Here is a 21,946-nt window from a genome sequence, read left to right as displayed (position 1 = left end):
GGCGCGATCAGTCGGTCAATTCGCGCGGGATCACGAAATCGACCACCTCGCCCGAGTGAAAGGCGGCGTCCTCCCAGTTTTCGACGGGCAGGTCCAGCACCAGCGTCGCCCCGGTGGGATAGTCGAAAAATGCGTCATTCTTGAGTGGCTCGGTCACGATCCGGTCGGCAAAATCGGCGCAACCGGGGTTGTGGGTCAGCATGAGCACGCATTTGCCCGCGCCGTGCTGGTGTAGCGTGTCGAGAATCACCCCGGTCGAGGCGTGATAGAGCGCGTCGGGGTATTTCACCGGCACCACGCCAAGTTTGAGTCCTTCCAAGGTTTCACGCGTGCGCACGGCCGGGGAGCAAAGCACGGTATCGGGCAAATAGTCTTTCTCGGCCAGCCACTTGCCCAGTGCGCGGGCGGACCGGATGCCGCGCGTGTTGAGCGGGCGGTCGCGGTCGGGCAGCGCGGGATCGTCCCAGCTCGATTTGGTGTGGCGCATCAGGATCAGGCGTCGGGTCAATGAAAGGCCCTCATGTGAAAGGCGGATTGCGCGTCGAGCCTGCCATAGTCCTGGCTGACGGGGCAAGCGCGACGCGCGGCACAGCCCCGTTCCATGCAATCCTGCCCCGGTGCGCTGTCGAGGAACGTGCGGCAGGTGGGCACGTCATAGCCCGCAGGCGAAAGCGCACCGACCGGGCAGGCCGTGCGACAGGGCTGGTCCTTGCAATTCAGGCAGGGATTGACGCCGGGGGCGGGCAGGGCCAGGTGCCCGGGTAGCCGCACCGCGCCGCGAAAGCTGATCATCAGCCCGGCGCTCTCATGCACCAGCATCCCGACCGGCGACACGAAGGCCCGCGCCGAGCGCAGCGCCCAATCCAGGAACGGCGGATAAGGCGGGCCGTCGGAGGGAAAGACCGCCACGCCGCCCCAGGCCGCGGCGAGCGCGCCGATGGCGCGTTTGGACCAGCGGTCGAGCGGATCGGGCGCGCCATCGGCATATTCGGGCTGGGCGGTGAAATGCGCCCAGAACCCCGGCTCGTGTGGGCCGAGCAACAGAACCGTGTCGGCCCCGTCATGCAGGGCGCCCATGATTGCCAGCGCACGGGTTTCGGGGGCGGGGTCCAGCGGGTTCATTTGCGCCCGAAGGGCAGCCAAAGGCTCCAGCCCAGCCGCGAGGGGCGGTCATCCTGCCATTCGAGGCCGATGGTCATGTCGTCATGGCCCGCGCCGGGCTGGGCAATATAGGTGCGAAACATCCGGTCCCAGATCGAGAGAGAGAAGCCGTAATTGCTGTCATGCTCATGCCGGTGGATGGAATGGTGTACCCGGTGCATGTCGGGCGTGACCAGCACCAGCCGCAGCCAGCGGTCGAGCCAGAGCGGCAGGCGCAGGTTGGCGTGGTTGAACATGGCCGTGCCGTTGAGAATGATCTCGAACAGCACCACGGCCAATGCGGCGGGGCCGAGCAGATAGACCAGCCCGATCTTGAGCAGCATCGACAGCGCGATCTCGACCGGGTGAAAGCGGATCGCGGTGGTCACGTCGAAATCGCGGTCGGCATGGTGGACCCGGTGCAGCCGCCACAGGATCGGCACCTTGTGGGTGATGAGATGCTGTGCCCAGATCGCGAAATCGAGGATCAGCACGGCCAGCGTGATCTCGAGCCAGGCGGGCCAGTCCAGATGGTTGAACAGGCCCCATCCGTTCGCGCCCGCATCCATCGCCGCGCCCACTGCCAGGAGCGGCATGAACAGCGCCAGCGCCCGCAGGGTCAGCGTGTCGATCACGACGATGGCCCAGTTGGTGAACCAGCGTGTGCCGCGCGGCTGGCTGCGCGGGCGGCGCGGCGCCCAGGCCTCGAGCGTGGCGAAGAGCGCGAAGAGGCCGAGAAAGACGGCAAGGCGGATGAGGGCTTCGTTTTCCATACGCTCAAACTAGGCGGGTTTGACGCGCGCGCAAGGCGCAGATTGCCTCATAGGCTTGCACGAATGAGTGAGCCGGCCCCGTGCTCGGTATAGAGTTCGAGCAGCACCGCGTTGGGCACGCGACCGTCGAGGATGACCACGCCGCGCACCCCGCCGTCGATCGCGTTGAGCGCGGTCTCGGTCTTGGGGATCATGCCGCCCGCGATGGTGCCCTCGGCGGTCATCGCGCGGATCTGGTCGGCCGACAGCGCGGTCAGAACCTCGCCCTCGGCATTCTTGACGCCCTCGACATCGGTCAGAAGGAGCAGCCGGTCGGCCTTGAGCGCGGCGGCGATGGCCCCCGCCACGGTGTCGCCGTTGATGTTGAAGGTCTGGCCCCCCGCGCCTGCACCCAGCGGTGCGATGACCGGGATCATGCCCGCCTCGAACATGGTGTGCAGGATCGCCGGGTCGACCTGTGACGGCGTGCCGACATGGCCCAGTGCCGGATCGGTGGGCGTACAGGTGATCAGCCCCGCATCCTTGCCCGAGAGTCCCACGGCGCGCCCGCCCTGGCCGTTGATCGCCTGAACGATGCGCTTGTTCACCCGGCCCGACAGCACCATTTCCACCACGTCGATCGTGGCGTCATCGGTGACGCGTTTCCCGCCGATGAATTCGCTCACGATCCCCAGTTTTTCCAGCATGGCGTTGATCATCGGACCGCCGCCATGCACGATCACCGGGTTGACGCCGACCTGCCTCATCAGCACCACGTCGCGGGCGAAAAGCTCCATCCCCTCGTCGCTGCCCATGGCGTGGCCGCCCAGCTTGATCACCACGATCGCGCCGGTATAGCGTTGCAGGTAGGGCAGGGCCTCGGAGAGGGTCCGGGCGGTGGCGATCCAGTCGCGGTTCATGGTCTGCTTTCTCATCGCGGTGTCTTTCCTTGGCGCCCCTGATTAAGCGTTTCACGCACCGGTGCCAAGCCTTTGCGCGCCGGGCCGGAAACGGGGCGGCGCGACGCACCATTGTCGCAGCCGCACGAACTGATAGAGTTGTGCCGAGCGAGCAACAGGAATTGGGACCATGACGCAGAAAACCATGCTTCTGACCGGGGCGAGTCGCGGGATTGGCCATGCCACGGTGCGACGGTTCAACGCCGAAGGCTGGCGGGTGATCACCTGTTCGCGCCAGCCCTTTCCGGCCGAATGTCCCTGGGGTGGCGGCGCCGAGAACCATGTCGAGATCGACCTGGCCGATCCCAATGACACGATCCGCGCGGTCGAGGTGATCCGCGAGAAACTCGGCGGGCGGCTCGACGCCTTGGTCAACAATGCGGGCATTTCGCCGAAAGGGCCAGAGGGCGAGCGGCTCAACACGCTCGAGACCGATCTCAAGACATGGGGGCATGTCTTTCACGTCAATTTCTTCGCCTCGGTGGTGCTGGCGCGAGGTCTCAAGGACGAGCTGGCCGCGGCCCGGGGTGCGATCGTGAACGTGACGTCGATCGCGGGCTACCGGGTGCATCCCTTTGCCGGGGCGGCCTATGCCACCTCGAAGGCGGCGCTCAAGGCTCTGACCCGCGAGATGGCGCATGATTTCGGACCACTTGGCGTGCGCGTCAACGCGATTGCCCCGGGCGAGATCGAAACCGCGATCCTGTCGCCCGGCACCGACAAGATCGTCGAGCAGATCCCGCTGCGCCGTCTCGGCCAGACCGAAGAGGTTGCACAGACGATCTTTTTCCTATGCTCGGATGCCAGCAGCTATATCTCTGGCACGGAGATCGAGATCAACGGCGGGCAGCATGTCTGAACCCGGCGTGAGGGGCCAGCCCCTCACACTCCCCGGAGTATTTCGGGCAAGATGAAGGGGCTCGGGTTACACCAGTTCGGCGATGATGGCGCGTAGGGTTGCGATGCCTTCGCCCTTTTCGGCCGATGTCAGCACGATCTCGGGGAAGGCTGCGGGATGTTTCGCGAGGCTCTCGCGCACCTGGCCTAGGATTCGGTCACGCTCGCCCGCCTTGAGCTTGTCGGATTTGGTCAAGACGCATTGAAAGGTGACCGCCGATGTGTCGAGCCGGTTCATGATCTCTTCGTCCACGTCCTTGATGCCGTGACGCGCGTCGATCAGCATAAAGGCGCGGCGCAGCGATTGACGGCCCGAGAGATATTGCTTGAGCAGCTTCTGCCATTTCTCGACCACGGGCAGCGGCGCGTTGGCATAGCCGTATCCGGGCAGGTCGACGAGATAATGATCGGGTCCGGCGGTGAAGAAGTTGATTTCCTGCGTGCGTCCGGGCGTGTTCGAAGCCCGTGCCAGCCCCTTGCGCCCGGTCAGCGCGTTGATCAGCGTTGATTTGCCCACGTTCGAGCGGCCCGCGAAACAGACCTCGATCCGGTCGGCGGGGGGCAGGCCGGACATCGCGACCACGCCCTTGAGGAACGCGGTTTCGCCTGCAAAGAGCAGGCGGCCCCTTTCGAGCGCCTGCGGATCGGGCTCGGCCGCGACGGGGAAGGTCAGTTTCATGGCAGCACCTCGAATCCATCGCCATCGGTCACGGGGTCGCCCGTGATGGCGCGGGCGTGGGCCTTGACCGGGTGGCGCCGGATCAGGGAGAGTTGCGTAGTCATTTATCCCCGGATTTCGCCCCGCGCGCAAAGCTCGCGCGGATGTTGCCGAACAGGTCGGGTTTGTAGCCATGGCTGCGCATGATCGTATATTGCTGGATGAAGGTGATCACGTTGTTGGCGATCCAGTAGAGCACAAGCCCGCTGGCGAAGCTGCCCAGCATGAACATAAACACCCAGGGCATCCAGGCGAAGATCATCTTTTGCGTCGCGTCGGTGGGGGCGGGGTTGAGCTTTTGCTGAAGCCACATCGAAACGCCGAGCGTGATCGGCATCACCCCGATGAACATCAGCGCGAGGATCGAGCCGGGTTCGGGGGCGTCCCAGGGCAGCAGGCCGAAAAGGTTCATGATCGAGCTGGGGTCGGGCGCGGAGAGGTCGCGGATCCAGCCGATCCAGGGTGCGTGGCGCAGCTCGAGCGTGACGAAGATCACCTTGTAGAGCGAAAAGAAGATCGGGATCTGCAGCAGGATCGGCAGGCAGCCCGAGGCCGGGTTGACCTTTTCCCGCTTGTAGAGCGCCATCATCTCCTGTTGCATCTTCTGGCGGTCGTCGCCGCATTGCTCCTTGAGTTTCTCCATCTGCGGCTGCAGTTCGCGCATCTTGGCCATGGAGGCATAGGACTTATAGGCCAGCGGGAAGAGCACCAGCTTGATCACGAGGGTCAGGCCGATAATCGCCCAGCCCATGTTGCCGATCGCCACGTTGAGCCAATGCAGCAGCGCGAAAATCGGCTTGGTGAGAAAGAAGAACCAGCCCCAGTCGATTGAATCGAGGAACTTGACGACTCCGTCTTCGTTCTCGTAGGCGCGGATCGCGGCCCATTCCTTGGCCCCGGCAAAGAGCCGCGATTGCACGTCGACACGCTCGCCCGGCGCGAGCTGGCGCGTGCGTTGCACGGTTTCGGTTTGATAGATGTCCCGGCGTTCGTCGTATTTCACCACCGATTTGAACGCGTTGCCGGTATCGGGGATGAGCGTCGCCATCCAGTAGTGATCGGTGAACCCCAGCCAGCCGCTGTCCTGCACGCGCGTGACCTCGGCACGGGCCCCTTCGTCGGGATCGAACGCGTAATCGGTCACGTCGTCATAGTCGATCTCGGAAAGCTGGTCGTCGGCAAAGCCGACGATTCCCTCGTGCAGGATGAAGAAATTCTTCATGTCTTCGGGTTCGCCGTGGCGGGCGAGAATGCCATAAGGGGCCAGGGCGACCGTCGACTCGCCGGTGTTCTCGACCGATTGAGTGACGGTGAACATGAACTTGTCGTCAATCGCGATCTCGCGGTGAAAGGTCAGCCCCGCATCGTTGCTCCAGCTCAGCTTGACCGGGTTTTGGGGGCTCAGCGTCTGACCGCTTTCGAGCGTCCAGAGCGTCGACGGCCCCGGCACCGCGTCGGGCCCAAGGCCGGCCCCGGGCGCCCAGCCGTAAAGCGCGTAAAAGGCGTTGTCGTTGCCGAATGGGGACAGCAGGCTCACGATATCTGCGTCGTCGTCGAGGGACTCGCGGTAATCCTTGAGCGAGAGTTGGTCGATCCGGCCACCCAGAAGCGAAATCGATCCCTCGAGGCTGGGTGTGTCGATGCTCACACGCGGCGCTTCGTCGAGATCGTCGATGCTTTCGGTCGCCCCCGTGGCGCCGGTCGCGTCGGGCGTGTCTTCGGCCGGAGCATCGGCGACCGGTTCACCGGCGGCCGGGGCGCTGGTGCCCTGATCCTCGATTTCGCCGGTGGCCTGATCCTGTGGCGGTTCGGGCGGCGGGAACATGATCGACCAGCCGATGATCACCAGCATGGAGAGCGCCACGGCTAGGATTAGGTTCTTGTTCTGATCGTCCATCATGGGCCCACACGCTTGCGTTTCGGTGGGGCAGGTTCAACAGAGACTGGGCCCAAAGGTCAAGCCGATATTGGCGCCCGGTGGCAGAATGGGGCGCATTGTCCTGCCGCGGGGCGGGCTACGGCTTTCCCGTGGTTGGGATCGCCCGCCCGCGCGACCAGGCCCGTCGCGGGCGGGGTTTGTGTTCAACCTGACCTGCGCCCGATCCGGGGTGCCGGGCCGAGCTTTGCGGCATGGTCCTGCATCCATTCGAGCGTCGCGTCGAACGGCATCGGCCGGCCTATCGCGAAGCCCTGGACATGGCGGCAGCCGAGCTGTGCCAGCATCGTGTGTTCGCCCGCAGTCTCGACCCCTTCGGCGAGGGTCTCGATGCCCAGCCGGTCGGCCATCGTCAGGATCGCGTTGACCATGCGCTGCTGTTCTGGGTCATGATCGACATGGGTGATGAAGCTGCGGTCGATCTTGATCCGGCCGATGGCAAAGCGGCGCAGCGCGGCAAGCGAGGCGTGACCGGCGCCGAAATCGTCGAGGTCGATGCGACAGCCCAATTCGGAGAGGCGCGCGAGGTTGCGCGCGGCCATGTCCTCGGGCGCGCCCGCGACGACCGATTCCAGCACCTCGATGGTCAGCCGGTCGGGTGCGAGGTCGAACCGGTCGAGTTCCCACCGCAAGCGGTCGGCCAGTTGCGGATTGCGCAATTCCTCGCCGGTCATGTTGACCGCGATGGTCGGCACCGGGGCGTTCGCTGCATCCCATGCGTTCACCGCCGTCAGCGCGCCGTAGAGCATGACCTCGCCCAGCCTCCCGATCTGCCCGGCTTCATGCAGCGCGGGCAGGAAATCCGTGGGCGGGATCAGGCCGCGCTCGGGGTGAAGCCAGCGGGCCAGCGTCTCGAAACCGGTGACATGACCGGTATCGGTGGAGATCTGCGGTTGAAACCATGGCAGGATATCGCCGTTCTCCAGCGCGATCTGCACCTCGGTGCAAAGCGTATCTTGCCGGTGGCGGGTCTGGCCCATTTCGGGGCTGTAGGCGCGCACTGCCGAGGCCCCGCTTCGGCGCGCCTCGTCGAGCGCGATGCCGGCGCAGTCGATCATCGCCTTTCCGGTGCCATCGGGACTGCGGCTCGACAGGCAAAACCCCAGCGCGACAGAGAGATAGATCGTCTGTCCGTCATGCGCCAAGGGCTCTTCGACCACGGTTTGCAGCCGGGTGGCCATCTGGATGCCGGTTTCAAGATCGAGGCGTGGCATGGGTGGCAGCACAACGCCAAACCGGGCCTCGCCGATGCGAAAGAGCCTGTCACCGTCACGCAGGGCGGTCTCGAGCCGGGCCGCCGACTGCCCGATCAGCATTTCCGCGGCGTTGGGGCCGACACGTTCTGCCAGGCGGCCGAATTCCTCGATCTCGATCGCGAAGCAGGCGGTCTTGAGCCGCGTGGCGGCAGCGCGGGCCATCGAATCCTCGGCCATTTCGGCCATGGCCTCCGCCTGCTGCAGCCCGGTTGCGGCATCCCGCGTGCCCGCCCCTTGCAAGGGAGGGCCAAGGGACCCCGCGAACAACACCAGAAGCGGTATTCCGAGCGCCACGGCAATCAGCACCCCCTCGCCACCGAGCCAGAACGCGCCAAGCGCGAGGGCGGGCAGAAAGGCCAGCGCCTGTGGCCCGATCAGCCCCTGCCTGAGCGCGTTGCGCAGGGTTTGCGGCACGAAATTCCGGCGCCCGGCCATGGGCAAAGCTCCTCTGACAGTTTCAGAGGGCAGGCTAGGTCGTGGCGTCTGAATATCCGTTTAACGCCGCTTCGCGGAATGTGCGAAGATGGCTAAAACTCGATCTACCGACCGTCACCGGTTCCGGTACGTGTCAGCCCTGCGAAATCGAACAGGCCGGGATCGAGCAGGTGCGAGGGCCGCGCGTTCATCAGCGCACGGAACATCACCTGGCGGCGGCCGGGGCTGTTCTTCTCCCATCCGTCGAGAATCGCCTTGACCTGCTGGCGTTGCAGCCCATCCTGCGACCCGCATAGATCGCAGGGGATGATCGGATAGTTCATCGCGCGCGCGAAACGCTCGCAATCGGCCTCGGCGACATGCGCGAGCGGGCGATAGACGAAAAGATCGCCCTCTTCGTTGACCAGCTTGGGTGGCATCGTGGCCAGTCGCCCGCCGTGAAAGAGGTTCATGAAGAAGGTTTCGAGAATGTCGTCGCGGTGATGGCCCAGCACCACCGCCGAACAGCCCTCTTCCCGCGCGATGCGATAGAGATGACCGCGGCGCAGGCGCGAACACAGCGCGCAGAAGGTCCGGCCCTGTGGAATCTTGTCCATCACCACCGAATAGGTGTCCTGATACTCGATCCGGTGGGGCACCTGCATCTTTTCGAGAAACCCGGGCAGGACCGTCGCCGGAAAGCCCGGCTGCCCCTGGTCGAGATTGCAGGCCAGAAGTTCGACCGGCAGAAGCCCGCGCCATTTCAACTCGTGCAGGATGGCCAGAAGCGTATAGCTGTCCTTGCCGCCCGAGAGGCAGACGAGCCATTTCGCGCCGGGTTCGATCATGCCGTATTGCTCGACCGCCTCGCGCACGTTCTGCACCAGACGCTTGCGGAGCTTGCGAAACTCCGTCGTCTTCGGTGACCCGTGAAAGAGCGGGTGGATGTCGTCGGCTTCGTCGAGCATGGGATGCGATATGCCATGTTGCGGGCGCCGGGGGAAGGGGGCGTGCGTGGTTTCGCAGCTGTGTCACGCGCAGCGTTGTGCAGTCAGATTCGGCCCATGGCGTGCAGTTCCGCGCGCAGGTCGTTTGCGCGCGCGTCGCCCGCTTCGAGCGCGTGCACGAAAGCGTGGGTGAGGTAGAATCCGCGCGCCGTGTCGCTGGCCGCGATCAGGGCGGCCTCGGTGTAGAGCGTGATCAGCGCCGCGCCGTCCCCGGCCTCATGCGCCGCACACATCCTCGCATCGAGATCGTTCATTCCGCTGCGAGGCCCTGTTGTCGGCGCGCGGCGATCTTGCCCGCCACCCAGGCGTGAAAGAGATGCGTCGGCCCGTCCATCGCAGGTGAGAATCGCCCGCCATCGAACCCGGGTGTGTGTCGGCCCTTTTGCATGCCTTCGACGACGAACACGTCCTCCTCGAACACCAGTTTCCACTGCGCGGTGTTCTGCGCGCGCAGGGCGTCGTCGGTCTCGGGCGTGGCATAGTAGAGGTGGATATGCTCGACCGTGCGGTCGAGGGCTACGGGTTCGAGGATGATGGCAAAGGCGTGATCGCGCTGCGCCCCCAAAAGCACGTTGGGATAGAGCGCGACATATTCCGCGCCCGCATCCCATTTCGACGACAGCCCGGGGAAATCGGGGAAAACCGCCCCATCCTCGCCCCTGATCTGGCGATAGACATGGGTGCCTTGCCCGGAATAGTTACCCGGCGCCTCGATATGGTAATGGTCTTCGAGCCGCGAATAGCTGTTGAGGCCCGGATGCACCCAAGGCAGGTGATAGCTTTCGCAGAAATTCTCGACCGCGAGTTTCCAGTTGGTGTTCACGGCGAGCGTGAAGCGGCTGTCGGCGCCGCCATGGTAGTGCGGGCTGTCGAATTCGCGCCAGCGCTCCAGCAGGTCGGCCTGGGCCTCCTCGAACGGGGCAGCATTGCCGTTGAGGTTGATGAATATCACGTCGCGCCAGATATGGCTGGGCACTTCGACCAGGCCCAGCGTATCGCGGTCGATCCCGTCATGTGTGTTCATGCCCGGCCCGCCGACATGGGGCGTGGCGACAAGGCGGCCGTCATGGGCATAGCACCAGGAATGATAGGGGCAGCGGATCGCGCCCTCGATCCGGCGCGGCTCGGAGACGAGGATCATGCCGCGGTGTCGGCAGATATTGTGAAAGACCCGCACCACGCCATCACGCCCGCGCAACAGCAGGAGCGGCACGCCCAGGAACTCGACCGGCTTTGCATCGCCCGGTTCGGGCACGTCGGCGGCCACGGCCAGTCCGGCCCATTCGTCGAAGAGCAGCGCGTTACGTTCCTCGGCGAAAACGCCCGGGTCGGTGTAATGGGCATTGGGCAGGCCATGGGCGTTGGCGATGGGGCGGATCACGGTCGAAAGGTCGGTGGTCATTGGCGGCACTCCACGATTCGAATGGAGGAATCCTAGGGCGAATTGCCGCGACGACTTGTCCCACCGCGACCTGCGCCTGACGCAAGGCGACGCGAACGGTGCAGCGGGGCGGTTCAGCCGTGGTGGTCGTGATCGCAGCGCGTGCCTTGCTCAGCGTCATGCGCGGGGTCGGCACCGGGCACCGGGTCATAGCCGCTCGATCCCATGGGGTGACAGCGCAGGATGCGCCGAAGCGCGAGCCATCCGCCCCGGATCGCGCCGTGGCGTTCCAGCGCCTCGAGCGCATAGGCGCTGCAGGTGGGTTGATAGCGGCAGCCGTGCCCGACCCAGGGTGAGAACAGGAGCCGATAGGCGCGCACCGGCAGGGCGACGATATGGGCCAGCGGGCTCATGCGCCGTGAATCCGCTTGAGAGCATGAACGAGATCGCCCTTGAGCGCCTCGAACGGCCGGTCGATCGTGGCCCCGGCCCGTCCGATCAGCACGTAATCCCAGCCCGGGCGCCCATGCCCGGGCAGGACCATGCGCGCCACCTCGCGCAGGCGGCGCTTGGCGCGGTTGCGCGCAACCGCGTTGCCGACCTTTTTCGAACAGGTGAACCCCACGCGGATCGGGCCATCCGGGTCATCGGGCCGTTGCCTTGCCTGCACCATCATCCCGCGCGTGCCCTGCCGGCGCGCGCGGGCGCAGGCGAGGAACTCGGATCGGGACTTGAGGATTTCGGGGGCGTTGGTCATGATCGGGCCTTATCCACAAAGGTGGATGCCGGACAAGCGAAAACCGCCCGGGCCATGGCCCCGGCGGTGTGGGAACGGTCATCTTTGCAAGTGATTCCGGCGCAGGGATACGCCGGGCCGAACGCTTACGCGCTCAGGCTCTTGCGGCCACGCGCGCGGCGGGCATTGATGATCTTGCGGCCGGCCTTGGTGGCCATGCGGGCGCGGAACCCGTGGCGGCGCTTGCGAACCAGGTTCGAGGGTTGAAAGGTGCGTTTCATCGCTCCGTCTCCGTCAGTTGGGAACAGGCGCGGACTCGCGGATGTCCCGGAAATGCATCGAAGCCCGGTCTATAGGGCCGCGCGCGCGGCCTGTCAAACGGCCAGTGCCAGGTTTTGCAACAAAACCGGGGGCGCACCGGGCGAATTGTTACAATGCCGAGGTTTCGGTGGCAAATCCTCACGTTTCGGGGGCATGCGTTCAAGGCCACGTGAGAAACGTGGGTTCCTTGCGGCACGCGGCACAGTTTCATGTCAGACAAGGGCCCAAAGGAGCCACCATGAAGATGACCGATATGACAAGACCAGATGGATCACCGCGAAAATCCGGCACCCTGCGCGCCTTGCCCTTTCTGCTGATTCTGGCGGTTGCGGCTGTGGGTGCCTTTGCCCTGCGCGATCTTCTGACATTCGAAACGCTGCGCGATCACCGTCTTACGCTGCTGGCGTTTCGCGATGCCTATTACTGGCCGTCCGTCGCGGCGTTCATCATCGCCTACGTGGTGATCGTGGCCTTTTCACTGCCCGGTGCCACGGTGGCGACGCTGACCGGCGGCTTCCTCTTTGCCACGTTTCCCGGCGCGTTTTACAACGTCGCCGCCGCGACGATCGGGGCGACGGTCATATTTCTGGCTGCGCGCTGGGGGTTTGGCGAGCGGCTTTCGGCGCGGATCGAGGCGGGCGAGGGCACGATCAAGCGCATTACGCAGGGGATCAACGAGAACCAGTGGTCTATGCTGTTCCTGATCCGGCTGGTGCCGGCGGTGCCGTTCTTCGTGGCCAACCTGCTCCCGGCTTTCCTGAACGTGCCGCTGCGGCGTTTCATGATCTCGACCTTCCTGGGCATCATCCCCGGCGGCGTCGTCTATACCTCGGTCGGTGCCGGGCTGGGCGAGGTGTTCGAACGTGGCGAAAGCCCGAACCTGGGGGTGATCTTCGAGCCGCATATCCTGCTGCCGATCCTCGGGCTTTGCGCGCTGGCGCTGTTGCCGGTCATCCTCAGGGCCGTGCGCGGGAGGGCGTTGTGATGGAGCGGATAAAGACCGATATCCTCGTCATCGGTGGCGGCTCCGGCGGACTTTCGGTTGCCTCGGGTGCGGCGCAGATGGGGGCCGACGTGGTGCTTCTGGAGGGGCACAAGATGGGCGGGGATTGCCTCAACTATGGTTGCGTTCCGTCCAAGGCGCTGCTGGCGATGGGCAAGCGCGCCCACGCCGGCATCGAGACCACCCATGCCGAAGCGCTCGACCATGTGCGAAAGGTCATCGCCACGATCGAACCACATGACAGCGTCGAACGGTTCGAGGGGCTGGGCGTGCGTGTCATCTCGGAATACGGTCGCTTCGTCTCGCCCACCGAGGTCGAGGCGGGGGAGACCCGCATCACCGCGCGGCGGATCGTCATCGCCACCGGTTCCTCGCCGCTGGTGCCGCCGATTCCGGGGCTGGACAAGGTGCCGCATGAGACCAACGAGACGATTTTCGACCTTGAGAAAACGCCCGGTCACATGCTGATCATCGGTGGCGGGCCGATCGGGATGGAAATGGCGCAGGCGCATCGGCGGCTGGGTTGTGACGTCACCGTAATCGAGGGCATGAAGGCGCTGGGCAAGGACGACCCCGAGGCGGCAGGGGTGGTGCTCGACGCGCTGCGTGGCGAGGGCATCGCCATCGAGGAGGATGCCATGGCCGCCGAAATACGCGGCAAGCCGGGCGCGATCGAGGTCGAGGTGAAGGACGGGCGCGTCTTCAAGGGCACGCATCTTCTGGTCGCTGCGGGGCGAAAGCCGAATATCGAAAGCCTCGACCTCGACGCCGCCGGGATCGAGACGATCCGGGCGGGCGTCAAGGTGGATGCGCGACTCAGAACCACCAACCGCCGCGTGCTGGCCATTGGCGACGTGGCGGGCGGGCCGCAATTCACCCATGTTGCGGGCTATCACGCGGGGCTCGTGATCCGGCAGGCACTCCTTGGCCTGCCCGCGAAAGTGCGGACCGACCATATACCGTGGGCCACCTTTACCGATCCCGAACTGGCACAGGCTGGCCTGACGGAGGCGCAGGCGTGCGAGATGCATGGCGACCGGGTCGAAGTGGCGCGCTTCGACTATGCCAGCAGCGACCGGGCCATCGCCGAGAACTGGACCGCCGGTTTCGTCAAGGTGATGGTGGTCAAGGGCCGCCCGGTGGGCGCGACCATTGTCGGCCATCAGGCGGGCGAACATATCAACCTCTGGTCGTTGGCGCTGGCCAGCAAGCTCAAGATGCGTGACATTGCGGGCATGATCTCGCCCTATCCCTCGCTGGGCGAGATCAACAAGCGCGCCGCGGGCGCCTATTTCTCGCCCCGGCTTTTTGATAGCAAGGGCGTGAAACGGGTGGTCGGCCTCGTGCAACGCTGGCTGCCGTGAAGGGGTGAAGATGATCGGGGTTGAACGGTCGATGTCTCGGGCCATGCGCCCGCCGCGCCGTGCGCACGCCATGGCCACCGCCACGACGCGGGGGTGCGAGCCATGCTGAACACGCTTTCGGGCCGGTTCCTGATCCTGACCATCATTTTCGTGATGCTGGCCGAGGTGCTGATCTTTGTTCCCTCGATCGCCCGCTTTCGTGAGGATTTCCTGCTCTCGCGCCTTGAACGCGCCCAGATCGCCAGCCTTGCACTGCTGGCCGACGACATGATCGACCCCGGCCTCGAAGAGGAGTTGCTGCGCAATGCCGGGGTATACAACGTCGTGCTGCGCCGCGACGAGGCGCGGCAACTCATGCTGTCCTCGCCGATGCCGCAACCCGTGCACGAAACCTTCGACCTGCGCGATGCAACGCCCCTGATCCTGATCCGCGACGCGATGGCGCGGCTCGCCGACCCCGAACCGCGCGTCATCCGCGTGATCGGCAACCCGGTGCGCGAGGCGGGATTGCTGATCGAGGTGTCGATGGAGACCGATTATCTGCGCATGTCGATGATCGACTACGGGTTGCGCATTCTGCTGCTCTCGGCGGTGATCTCGGTCATCACCGCGGCACTGCTGTTTTTCGTGGTGCGCGCGATCCTGGTCAAACCGATCAAGCGGGTGGTGGCGCAGATGCAGCGCTATGCCGCCGATCCCGAGGATTCGCGCCGCATCATCATTCCTACCGCGGGCGTGGTTGAGCTGCGCGAGGCCGAAGAGGCGCTCAAATCGCTCGAAACGCAATTGACACAGGCCCTGAAGCAGAAGGAACGCCTGGCCCAGCTGGGTGGCGCCGTGGCCAAGATCAGCCACGACCTGCGCAACATCCTGACCAGTGCGCAGCTGTTCACCGACCGGATCGAGATGAGCAAGGACCCGGCCGTTCAGCGCATGGCCCCCAAGCTCGTCAATTCGATTACGCGGGCGGTCAACCTGTGCGAGACCACGCTTGCCTTCGGCAAGGCCGAGGAACCCGAGCCCCGGCTCTCGCGGCTCAACCTGTCCGAACTGGTCGGCGATGTTGTCGCCAGCGAGCGGCTGGCGGTTGGCGATGCCGATGTGAGTTTCGCCGAGGACGTTCCCGCTGGATTGATCATACTGGCCGATCCCGAACAGCTTTACCGGGTGCTTTCCAATCTTGTGCGCAATGCCCGTCAGGCGATCACGGGAAGCGGGCAGGGCGGTGAAATTGCCGTGGCGGCGCATGAGGATGACAGCCACTGGATCATCACCGTGAGCGATACAGGCCCCGGCCTTCCGCCCAAGGCGCAAGAGCATCTCTTTACCGCCTTTCAGGGCGGGGCGCGCAAAGGTGGTTCCGGGCTGGGGCTTGCGATATCGGCCGAACTTGTGCGCGGGCATGGTGGCAAGCTTCTGCTGGATCACACCGGGCCCGAGGGAACGGCATTCACCATCCGCCTGCCCCGGGGCGAAAGCGACGCTGGCTGGTCCGAAGCGAGCAGCGCGGTCAATGGTCGTAAGGCCGAAAAATCGTGATTTGCCCCTTGCATTGCCTGACCCTTGAGGCTATCCCACGCCCTCAACGGACCGATAGCTCAGCTGGATAGAGTACCTGACTACGAATCAGGGGGTCGGGGGTTCGAATCCTCCTCGGTCCGCCACAACATCAATTCAAGGCATTGATGTTCATGCAATATTTGCAAAGCTTGGATCTTGGATCCTCCATTTTGCCTTAAGGGCGGCTTGGATCGAGCCGGGATGTCCCGGAAAATATGCTTGGGATTTCTTCTCCTGATCAGCCCTTCATCTCTGTGGTTGGCCTCGATACCTACTCACGGAAGCATCCCCCGGATCGAGGAACTTTTCCATGATCATCGTGGTGAGCATGGCCACGCGTTTCGGCATGTCCTCTCGCGGTATCCGCGCCACATCTTTGAGGGTGGTCACGGCGTCGATAGCCGTTGTAACGCACAGCATTGCCACGAGTTCCCGGCACTTCCGCGGGTGCAATTGCGCGGCCGCAACGTTCCTCTTTCCTTGAGCGTCAGCCGCATTTCGAGTGGCCGCAACTCATGCAGGTCATGCAGCCTTCGACCATGCGCATGTCATACTGTCCGCAACTGGGGCAGGCCGCGCCTCTTGGTGGTGCGTCGAGATTGACTACCTGGGCCTGCGGATCGGTTTTGAGGCCCATGCCCTCGCCTGCGATGAAACCGATCGAGATCAGGTGCCGTTCGATCACGCCACCGATCGCCGCGAGGATCGACGGGATGTATTTGCCCTCCATCCACGCGCCGCCGCGCGGGTCGAACACGGCCTTGAGTTCCTCGACCACGAAAGACACGTCGCCACCGCGCCGGAACACCGCCGAGATCATCCTTGTCAGCGCAACGGTCCAGGCGAAATGCTCCATGTTCTTGGAGTTGATGAACACTTCGAACGGCCGGCGCGTACCGTTGACCACGATATCGTTCACCGTGAGATAGATCGCATGCTCGCTGTCGGGCCATTTGAGCTTGTAGGTCGTCCCTTCCAGCGCCTTGGGCCGGTCGAGCGGTTCGGACATGTAGATCACATCCGCGCCCTGATCGGCCTCGGGGGCGTCCTCGGTCTTTTCGCTCACACTCAACACGCTGCCTGTGATCTCGTTCGGCCGGTAGGTGGTGCAGCCCTTGCAGCCCGTCTCATAGGCTTGCATGTAAACATCCTTGAACGCCTCGAACCCGATATCCTCGGGCACGTTGATCGTTTTCGAGATCGAGCTGTCCACCCATTTCTGCGCCGCTGCCTGCATCCTGACATGATCCGACGGCGCAAGTGTCTGGGCGTTGACGAAATATTCGGGGAGCGGTTCGTCGCCGAACCGGTCGCGCCACATCTGGACGGCGAAATCGACCACCTCTTCCTCGGTCCGCGACCCGTCCTTTTGCAGGACCTTGCGCTTGTAGGCATAGGCAAAGACCGGCTCGATCCCGCTCGAGACATTCCCGGCATAAAGGCTGATCGTGCCGGTCGGCGCGATCGACGTCAAAAGCGCGTTGCGGATTCCATGTTCGGCAATTGCCGCACGCACATCCGCATCCATCTGCTGCATCGTGCCAGAGGCCAGGAATTTCTCGGCGTCGAAGAGCGGAAACGCCCCCTTTTCCCGCGCCAGATCGACCGAAGCCAGGTAGGCCGCCCGCGCAACCTCGTGCAACCAGGTTTCGGTCTGCGCAGCGGCTTCATCGCTGCCATATCTGAGCCCCATCATCAGCAACGCATCGGCCAGCCCGGTCACCCCCAGCCCGATCCGGCGCTTGGCCTGCGCCTCGCGCGCCTGTGCCTCGAGCGGGAAACGCGACGCATCCACCACGTTATCCATCATCCGCACCGCGACAGTCACCAGATCGGCCAGTTCACCCTTGTCGATCTGCGCCCTTTCGCCGAACGGGTCTTTCACCAGCCGCGCAAGGTTGATCGAGCCCAGCAGGCAGGCGCCATAGGGCGGCAGAGGCTGTTCGCCACAAGGGTTCGTGGCCGAGATCGTCTCGCAATAGCCAAGGTTGTTGGCCTGGTTGATGCGGTCGATGAAGATCACCCCCGGCTCGGCATAATCATAGGTTGCGCGCATGATCCTGTTCCACAGGTCGCGCGCTTCGACCGTATGATAGACCTTGCCGTCGAACTCGAGATCCCACATGCCACCCGACTTCACCGCCTCCATGAAGGCATCCGTCACCAGCACGCTCATGTTGAACATGCGCAGCCGCGCCGGATCGGATTTCGCGGAAATGAAATCCTCGATATCCGGGTGATCACAGCGCATCGTCGCCATCATCGCACCACGGCGGCTGCCGGCGCTCATGATGGTACGGCACATCGCGTCCCACACGTCCATGAAGGAAAGCGGGCCGCTGGCATCCGCCGCCACGCCCCTGACCTCGGCCCCCCTGGGCCGGATGGTGCTGAAGTCATAGCCGATACCGCCACCTTGTTGCATGGTCAGTGCGGCCTCTTTCAGCATGTCGAAAATGCCGGCCATGCTGTCGGGGATGATGCCCATCACGAAACAGTTGAACAGGGTCACGCTGCGCGCGGTTCCCGCACCGGCGGTGATCCGGCCGGCAGGCAGGAACCTGAAATCCTCGAGCGCGTGATAGAATCGCTCTTCCCAACTCTCCCGGTCGGTCTCGACCTTGGCCAGTGCCCGCGCGATTCGCCGCCACGTATCCTCGACGCTCATGTCCACAGGCGTATCATCGGCCTGCTTCAGGCGGTATTTCATGTCCCATATCTGTTCGGCGATCGGGGCAGCGAAACGGGTCATGGGCAGTGTCCTCGGCCGGTGGTGTGCAGAGAGACGAAACTAGGCGGACGTGCCGTCGCGGTCAATCACGGCATGGCCGACACGAAAGGAATTCGTCAGAACCTGTGGCAGAATCAATGGAAGGCCCCTAATCTACCATATCTGGTGGAGGCGAACAATTGTCGAACAAGATACACCTTATCAAGCTCAGCGTCGGCACCGAAACGGTGGATGATCTGACCGCATGGCAGACCCGAAAAGAGGCCCAGACCGCGGATGGATTGCCGCGTCACGTCACCCGAATGTGGCCGCGCCGCGAGGCCGAGCTGCTGGATGGAGGCTCGATCTTCTGGGTGATCAAGGGCGTGGTGCAGGCGCGCCAGCGCATCCTGCGGCTTGACGAAGTGACACGGCAGGACGGCATCCGCCGCTGCGCCATCGTGCTCGACCCCGAATTGCTCCGCACCGCGCCCGCGCTCAAACGACCGTTCCAGGGCTGGCGCTATCTCGATCCAAAAGACGCACCACCCGATATCTCCCCTGGTCGGACCAGCGATGACGATCTGCCGCCGGAGCTTTCGGCCAAGCTCGCGGAAATCGGGGTTCTGTAATCCGCCCCGATAAGGGTTTCTCGGCCACCATCCGTTTGAGCTTTTCGCCATATAGCCGGTAGCTGTCGCGCAATGCCTCTTCGCCGGCATAGTCGAAATTCACGCCTGTGCCCTCGATCAAGCGGTTCATGAAACTGAAAAGCACCGCGCCGGGGGCGCCTTCATCAATTCACCTGCAACCGCTCCAGCAGCCGGGCCATCACCTTGCGGTCAGTCTTGTCACAGGGGGCCATGCGCGACCGAAACAGCGTGGCCTGCGATTTGAGCACCAGCCCATCGGCCAGAATCTTCAGATGATTGGCGCGCAGCGTGTCACCGCTGGACGTGATGTCGGCAATCGCCTCTGCGGTCTCGTTCTTGACCGTGCCCTCGGTTGCGCCCTGGCTATCAACCAGTTGATAATCAGCCACCCCCTGATCGCGCAGGAATTCACGCACCAGCCGATGATACTTGGTCGCGATCCGCATGCGAAACCCGTGCTTCGCCCGAAAGGCAGCCGCCGCCGCATCGAGATCGTCAAGCGTGTCCACGTCCACCCAGAACGCCGGCACCGCGATCACCAGATCGGCCTGGCCGAACCCAAGGGGTGCGAGCTCCTCGACCTGCCGCTCCCATCCGCCGAGCTTTTCGCGAACGAGATCCGTGCCCGTCACGCCAAGGTGAATGCGCCCTGCGGCCAGTTCTCGCGGGATTTCACCTGCCGACAGCAACACAAGCTCGATCCCGTCGATCCCCTCGACTGCCCCGGCATATTCGCGATCCGACCCGGTCCGCGCCAGCGTGATCCCGCGCGCTCCGAACCAGTCGAACGTCTTGTCCATCAGCCGCCCCTTGGACGGCACACCCAGCTTGACGCTCATTCCCGGCCCTCCCGCAGCATCTGCATCAGCCCGGGGCGCACCACGCCGCCCACGGCCGGGATCTCGCCGCCGCGCCCCAACATCCGGGTCAGCGCGTCATAGCGCCCGCCCGTGGCGACAGGGGGCAGATCGGGACGAGTTTCGGCATGGAATCCAAACACGAAACCGTCGTAGTATTCCATCTGCGTCCGGCCGTATGACGCCTCGAAATCGAGCCGTTTGACATCCACGCCCCGCGCCGCCATCGCCCCCGCCCGCGCCTTGAGCCGCTCGACCGCAGGCGCGATCGCAGGCATGTCCACCGCCAGATCGTGAAGTTGCTCAAGCGCGTAAGGCACCGTCTCGCGCACCGACAGGAGCGCGTCCATCAATACCACCTCGCCCTTGGAAATCGGCGGCGCAGCGGCATCTTCACGCAGCGCCGCGATCCGCGCTTCGATCTCGTCCAGACCGCGCAAACCGATCACTGGCGCCGCGGCAGCCATCGGGTCCGCATTCGCCAGAAGCGCCGCGCGGGTGGGCGGCATTTCGGCCCGGCCCGAAAACCGGTCCATCAGCGCCCGGAAGCGCCTTGGCCGCCAGATATGACGCATCAGCGCCGCCTTGCGCCGCTCGGTCGTGTTCAATCCCGAAACCGCCGCCGTCAAAAGCCCGATATCGCCCGTCGCCGCCCTGAGCGGCAGCCCTGTCAGCACCGACTGGATCAGGGCGAACACCTCGGCATCCGCGGCCGCCGGATTGTCGCGCTCGAACACCTCGTATCCGACCTGGACATATTCATTGGCGCGCTCGGCATCGTCCTCCTGGCGACGAAACACCTCGCCTGCATAGGTATAGCGTGCGGGCTCGGCCCCGTCCGCCATGTGCATCTGCACCACCGGAACGGTGAAATCCGGGCGCAGCATCTGCTCACCGCGCAACGTGTCCGACGTGGTATAGGCGCGCGCGCGAATGTCCTCGCCATAAAGATCGAGAAGCGCCTCGGCCGGGAGCAGAACCGGCGCCTCGACCGGCCGCGCGCCCGCCGCCTCGAACAGCGCCTTCAGCCGTGCGGCCTCGGCCTTGATACCGGTGCGCATGATCATCCTGCGTCTTGCCCGGCAAGGATTTCACGGACCTTGGCCACAAGGTCGGCGCGCGGCACCTCGAACTGGCTCGGGCGTTCCTTCCATTCCTCCAGCGTGGCGCTCTCGGCGATCTTGGCCCCCAGGATCAAATCCTTGAGTTGCACCACGCCGCGCGCCTTCTCGTCCTCACCCTCGATCACCGCGACCGGGCTATGGCGCTTGTCGGCGTATTTGAGCTGGTTGCCGAAATTCTTCGGATTGCCGAGGTAAACCTCGGCGCGGATGCCGGCACGGCGCAATTCCCCCACCATCGCCTGGTAATCGGCCATCCGGTCACGATCCATCACCGTCACCACCACCGGCCCCACATCGCGCGCCTCGATCCGCCCCTTCTCACGCAGCGCCGCCAACAGGCGATCGACACCGATGGACACCCCCGTCGCCGGCACCGCCTGCCCGGTGAAACGTTTCACCAGATCATCATAACGCCCGCCCCCCGCAACAGACCCGAATTGCCGCTTGCGCCCCTTCTCGTCGAGGATTTCAAAGGTCAGCTCGGCCTCGTAAACCGGCCCGGTGTAATAACCGAGACCACGCACCACCGAGGGGTCGATCACGATCTGGTCGGGGCCGTAGCCTTGGGCGTCGAGAAGAGTGGCAATCTCTTGAAGTTCATTTACCCCCTCTTCGCCAATCCCACTCTTTCCGACAGCGGCACGAAGTTGTTCGAGTGTTTCAACGTTGTTTTTTCCGCGACACGTTAAGAAATCGATTACTTTTGCGGCCTGCGAATTTGTGAGTCCCACGCCATCGATGAAAGCACCCGACCGATCTTTACGCCCTTTCGTAAGGAGTTCTCGCACCCCTTCCGCGCCGACTTTGTCAAACTTGTCGATTGTCCTTAGTATTGAATCGTGCTTTTCGAGGGTTTCGCGAAGTGCAGCAATGTCTGCGTCAATATTCTTGACGTTAGAATTGGGGTCAAACCCAAATATGCTCACAAGAACCCCATTGAGCACCTTCCGGTTATTCACCCGCACGATGTAATCCCCGCGCGCAATGCCCACCTCTTCGAGGCAATCCGCCAGCATCGCGCAGATCTCGGCGTCCGCCGCCACGCTGGCCGCGCCCACGGTATCCGCATCGCATTGATAGAACTGGCGATACCGCCCCGGCCCGGGCTTCTCATTCCGCCACACCGGCCCCATCGCATAGCGCCGATAGGGCGTGGGC

22 protein-coding genes and 1 tRNA gene are annotated in these 21,946 nt (G+C 64.2%); 6 read left to right on the top strand and 17 right to left on the bottom strand.

Going from position 1 to position 21,946, the window contains the following annotated elements; genetic code table 11:
- Positions 1–7: 7 nt before the first annotated feature.
- The 4 genes from ACESL9_RS09415 to argB are packed head-to-tail and all read right to left on the bottom strand — an operon-like array spanning position 8 to position 2,827.
- Positions 8–508: a SixA phosphatase family protein gene (locus ACESL9_RS09415; RefSeq protein ID WP_372612392.1), complete on the bottom strand. Its 501-nt coding sequence runs from the start codon at positions 506–508 to the stop codon at positions 8–10.
- Positions 505–1,122 (bottom strand): ferredoxin, encoded by a 618-nt coding sequence (locus ACESL9_RS09410; RefSeq protein ID WP_372612394.1) that lies wholly within the window; start codon positions 1,120–1,122, stop codon positions 505–507. The genes ACESL9_RS09415 and ACESL9_RS09410 overlap by 4 nt, the downstream gene beginning before the upstream one ends.
- Positions 1,119–1,913 carry a sterol desaturase family protein gene (locus ACESL9_RS09405; protein WP_372612396.1) on the bottom strand — a complete coding sequence of 265 codons (795 nt, stop codon included), beginning with the start codon at positions 1,911–1,913 and terminating at the stop codon, positions 1,119–1,121. Before ACESL9_RS09405 ends, ACESL9_RS09410 begins: the two co-directional genes overlap by 4 nt.
- Positions 1,914–1,960: 47 nt before the next feature.
- Positions 1,961–2,827, bottom strand: coding sequence for an acetylglutamate kinase (gene argB, locus ACESL9_RS09400; RefSeq protein WP_372612398.1), 867 nt, complete (start codon positions 2,825–2,827; stop codon positions 1,961–1,963).
- Between the two features lie 154 nt (positions 2,828–2,981).
- Here argB and ACESL9_RS09395 point away from each other — a divergent pair, with 154 nt between their 5' ends.
- Positions 2,982–3,710 (top strand): SDR family NAD(P)-dependent oxidoreductase, encoded by a 729-nt coding sequence (locus ACESL9_RS09395; RefSeq protein WP_372612400.1) that lies wholly within the window; start codon positions 2,982–2,984, stop codon positions 3,708–3,710.
- A 66-nt stretch (positions 3,711–3,776) separates the two neighbouring features.
- On the opposite strand, the gene yihA is transcribed toward ACESL9_RS09395, so the two are convergent.
- The 9 genes from yihA to rpmH form a co-directional block, all read right to left on the bottom strand.
- Positions 3,777–4,427, bottom strand: coding sequence for a ribosome biogenesis GTP-binding protein YihA/YsxC (yihA, locus tag ACESL9_RS09390; protein ID WP_372612402.1), 651 nt, complete (start codon positions 4,425–4,427; stop codon positions 3,777–3,779).
- Between the two features lie 100 nt (positions 4,428–4,527).
- On the bottom strand, positions 4,528–6,363 hold the full coding sequence (yidC, locus tag ACESL9_RS09385) for a membrane protein insertase YidC (RefSeq protein WP_372612513.1): 1,836 nt from the start codon (positions 6,361–6,363) through the stop codon (positions 4,528–4,530).
- 185 nt (positions 6,364–6,548) lie between these two features.
- Complete coding sequence (locus ACESL9_RS09380) at positions 6,549–8,093, bottom strand: putative bifunctional diguanylate cyclase/phosphodiesterase (protein WP_372612404.1); 1,545 nt, start codon at positions 8,091–8,093, stop codon at positions 6,549–6,551.
- A 104-nt stretch (positions 8,094–8,197) separates the two neighbouring features.
- Positions 8,198–9,040 (bottom strand): tRNA 2-thiocytidine(32) synthetase TtcA, encoded by an 843-nt coding sequence (gene ttcA, locus ACESL9_RS09375; RefSeq protein ID WP_372612406.1) that lies wholly within the window; start codon positions 9,038–9,040, stop codon positions 8,198–8,200.
- Between the two features lie 83 nt (positions 9,041–9,123).
- Positions 9,124–9,333 (bottom strand): hypothetical protein, encoded by a 210-nt coding sequence (locus ACESL9_RS09370; RefSeq protein WP_372674751.1) that lies wholly within the window; start codon positions 9,331–9,333, stop codon positions 9,124–9,126.
- Entirely contained in the window at positions 9,330–10,481 is a 1,152-nt protein-coding gene (locus ACESL9_RS09365) for an aromatic ring-hydroxylating oxygenase subunit alpha (RefSeq protein ID WP_372612410.1), read from the bottom strand. Before ACESL9_RS09365 ends, ACESL9_RS09370 begins: the two co-directional genes overlap by 4 nt.
- 113 nt (positions 10,482–10,594) lie before the next feature.
- Complete coding sequence (gene yidD / locus ACESL9_RS09360) at positions 10,595–10,873, bottom strand: membrane protein insertion efficiency factor YidD (RefSeq protein WP_372612412.1); 279 nt, start codon at positions 10,871–10,873, stop codon at positions 10,595–10,597.
- Complete coding sequence (gene rnpA / locus ACESL9_RS09355) at positions 10,870–11,217, bottom strand: ribonuclease P protein component (protein WP_372612414.1); 348 nt, start codon at positions 11,215–11,217, stop codon at positions 10,870–10,872. Before rnpA ends, yidD begins: the two co-directional genes overlap by 4 nt.
- A 125-nt stretch (positions 11,218–11,342) precedes the next feature.
- The gene (gene rpmH / locus ACESL9_RS09350) at positions 11,343–11,477 is read right to left on the bottom strand and encodes a 50S ribosomal protein L34 (protein WP_372612416.1); all 135 of its coding nucleotides are present in this window, start codon (positions 11,475–11,477) and stop codon (positions 11,343–11,345) included.
- 284 nt (positions 11,478–11,761) lie between these two features.
- On the opposite strand from rpmH, the gene ACESL9_RS09345 reads away from it, so the two are divergent.
- The 4 genes from ACESL9_RS09345 (at position 11,762) to ACESL9_RS09330 (ending at position 15,548) form a co-directional block, all read left to right on the top strand.
- Complete coding sequence (locus tag ACESL9_RS09345) at positions 11,762–12,502, top strand: TVP38/TMEM64 family protein (protein WP_372674755.1); 741 nt, start codon at positions 11,762–11,764, stop codon at positions 12,500–12,502.
- Positions 12,502–13,884, top strand: a complete 1,383-nt coding sequence (locus ACESL9_RS09340) for a dihydrolipoyl dehydrogenase family protein (protein ID WP_372674750.1) — start codon at positions 12,502–12,504, stop codon at positions 13,882–13,884. Before ACESL9_RS09345 ends, ACESL9_RS09340 begins: the two co-directional genes overlap by 1 nt.
- A 102-nt stretch (positions 13,885–13,986) precedes the next feature.
- Positions 13,987–15,423 (top strand): sensor histidine kinase, encoded by a 1,437-nt coding sequence (locus ACESL9_RS09335; RefSeq protein ID WP_372612420.1) that lies wholly within the window; start codon positions 13,987–13,989, stop codon positions 15,421–15,423.
- A 48-nt stretch (positions 15,424–15,471) separates the two neighbouring features.
- Positions 15,472–15,548: transfer RNA gene (locus ACESL9_RS09330), tRNA-Arg, on the top strand.
- A 383-nt stretch (positions 15,549–15,931) separates the two neighbouring features.
- Here ACESL9_RS09330 and ACESL9_RS09325 read toward each other — a convergent pair.
- Positions 15,932–18,196 (bottom strand): adenosylcobalamin-dependent ribonucleoside-diphosphate reductase, encoded by a 2,265-nt coding sequence (locus ACESL9_RS09325; RefSeq protein WP_372612422.1) that lies wholly within the window; start codon positions 18,194–18,196, stop codon positions 15,932–15,934.
- 158 nt (positions 18,197–18,354) lie between these two features.
- Between ACESL9_RS09325 and ACESL9_RS09320 the strand changes: the two genes are divergently transcribed.
- Positions 18,355–18,786, top strand: coding sequence for a DUF1489 family protein (locus tag ACESL9_RS09320; protein WP_372612424.1), 432 nt, complete (start codon positions 18,355–18,357; stop codon positions 18,784–18,786).
- Positions 18,787–18,950: 164 nt separating this feature from the next.
- Here the strand turns inward: ACESL9_RS09320 and hisG are convergent, their stop codons facing one another.
- From hisG to hisS, 3 genes are all read right to left on the bottom strand, one after another.
- Positions 18,951–19,646, bottom strand: coding sequence for an ATP phosphoribosyltransferase (gene hisG / locus ACESL9_RS09315; protein WP_372612426.1), 696 nt, complete (start codon positions 19,644–19,646; stop codon positions 18,951–18,953).
- The gene (locus ACESL9_RS09310) at positions 19,643–20,731 is read right to left on the bottom strand and encodes an ATP phosphoribosyltransferase regulatory subunit (protein WP_372612428.1); all 1,089 of its coding nucleotides are present in this window, start codon (positions 20,729–20,731) and stop codon (positions 19,643–19,645) included. Before ACESL9_RS09310 ends, hisG begins: the two co-directional genes overlap by 4 nt.
- The coding region (gene hisS, locus ACESL9_RS09305) for a histidine--tRNA ligase (RefSeq protein ID WP_372674749.1) at positions 20,728–21,946 on the bottom strand (1,219 nt) is incomplete at its 5' end. The genes hisS and ACESL9_RS09310, both read right to left, overlap by 4 nt.

Origin of the sequence: Aquicoccus sp. (assembly GCF_041686535.1) — a bacterium.
Classification (GTDB): domain Bacteria; phylum Pseudomonadota; class Alphaproteobacteria; order Rhodobacterales; family Rhodobacteraceae; genus Aquicoccus.
Note: the sequence above shows the minus strand (reverse complement) of the source record. Positions and strands in the feature narration are given on the sequence as shown.

Coding starts and splice junctions, on each gene's coding strand:
- ACESL9_RS09410 (WP_372612394.1), bottom strand. CDS start 1,122: ATGAACCCGCTGGACCCCGCCCCCGAAACCCGTGCGCTGGCAATCATG.
- ACESL9_RS09405 (WP_372612396.1), bottom strand. CDS start 1,913: ATGGAAAACGAAGCCCTCATCCGCCTTGCCGTCTTTCTCGGCCTCTTC.
- argB (WP_372612398.1), bottom strand. CDS start 2,827: ATGAGAAAGCAGACCATGAACCGCGACTGGATCGCCACCGCCCGGACC.
- ACESL9_RS09395 (WP_372612400.1), top strand. CDS start 2,982: ATGACGCAGAAAACCATGCTTCTGACCGGGGCGAGTCGCGGGATTGGC.
- yihA (WP_372612402.1), bottom strand. CDS start 4,427: ATGAAACTGACCTTCCCCGTCGCGGCCGAGCCCGATCCGCAGGCGCTC.
- yidC (WP_372612513.1), bottom strand. CDS start 6,363: ATGGACGATCAGAACAAGAACCTAATCCTAGCCGTGGCGCTCTCCATG.
- ACESL9_RS09380 (WP_372612404.1), bottom strand. CDS start 8,093: ATGGCCGGGCGCCGGAATTTCGTGCCGCAAACCCTGCGCAACGCGCTC.
- ttcA (WP_372612406.1), bottom strand. CDS start 9,040: ATGCTCGACGAAGCCGACGACATCCACCCGCTCTTTCACGGGTCACCG.
- ACESL9_RS09370 (WP_372674751.1), bottom strand. CDS start 9,333: ATGAACGATCTCGATGCGAGGATGTGTGCGGCGCATGAGGCCGGGGAC.
- ACESL9_RS09365 (WP_372612410.1), bottom strand. CDS start 10,481: ATGACCACCGACCTTTCGACCGTGATCCGCCCCATCGCCAACGCCCAT.
- yidD (WP_372612412.1), bottom strand. CDS start 10,873: ATGAGCCCGCTGGCCCATATCGTCGCCCTGCCGGTGCGCGCCTATCGG.
- rnpA (WP_372612414.1), bottom strand. CDS start 11,217: ATGACCAACGCCCCCGAAATCCTCAAGTCCCGATCCGAGTTCCTCGCC.
- rpmH (WP_372612416.1), bottom strand. CDS start 11,477: ATGAAACGCACCTTTCAACCCTCGAACCTGGTTCGCAAGCGCCGCCAC.
- ACESL9_RS09345 (WP_372674755.1), top strand. CDS start 11,762: ATGACCGATATGACAAGACCAGATGGATCACCGCGAAAATCCGGCACC.
- ACESL9_RS09340 (WP_372674750.1), top strand. CDS start 12,502: ATGGAGCGGATAAAGACCGATATCCTCGTCATCGGTGGCGGCTCCGGC.
- ACESL9_RS09335 (WP_372612420.1), top strand. CDS start 13,987: ATGCTGAACACGCTTTCGGGCCGGTTCCTGATCCTGACCATCATTTTC.
- ACESL9_RS09325 (WP_372612422.1), bottom strand. CDS start 18,196: ATGACCCGTTTCGCTGCCCCGATCGCCGAACAGATATGGGACATGAAA.
- hisG (WP_372612426.1), bottom strand. CDS start 19,646: ATGAGCGTCAAGCTGGGTGTGCCGTCCAAGGGGCGGCTGATGGACAAG.
- ACESL9_RS09310 (WP_372612428.1), bottom strand. CDS start 20,731: ATGATCATGCGCACCGGTATCAAGGCCGAGGCCGCACGGCTGAAGGCG.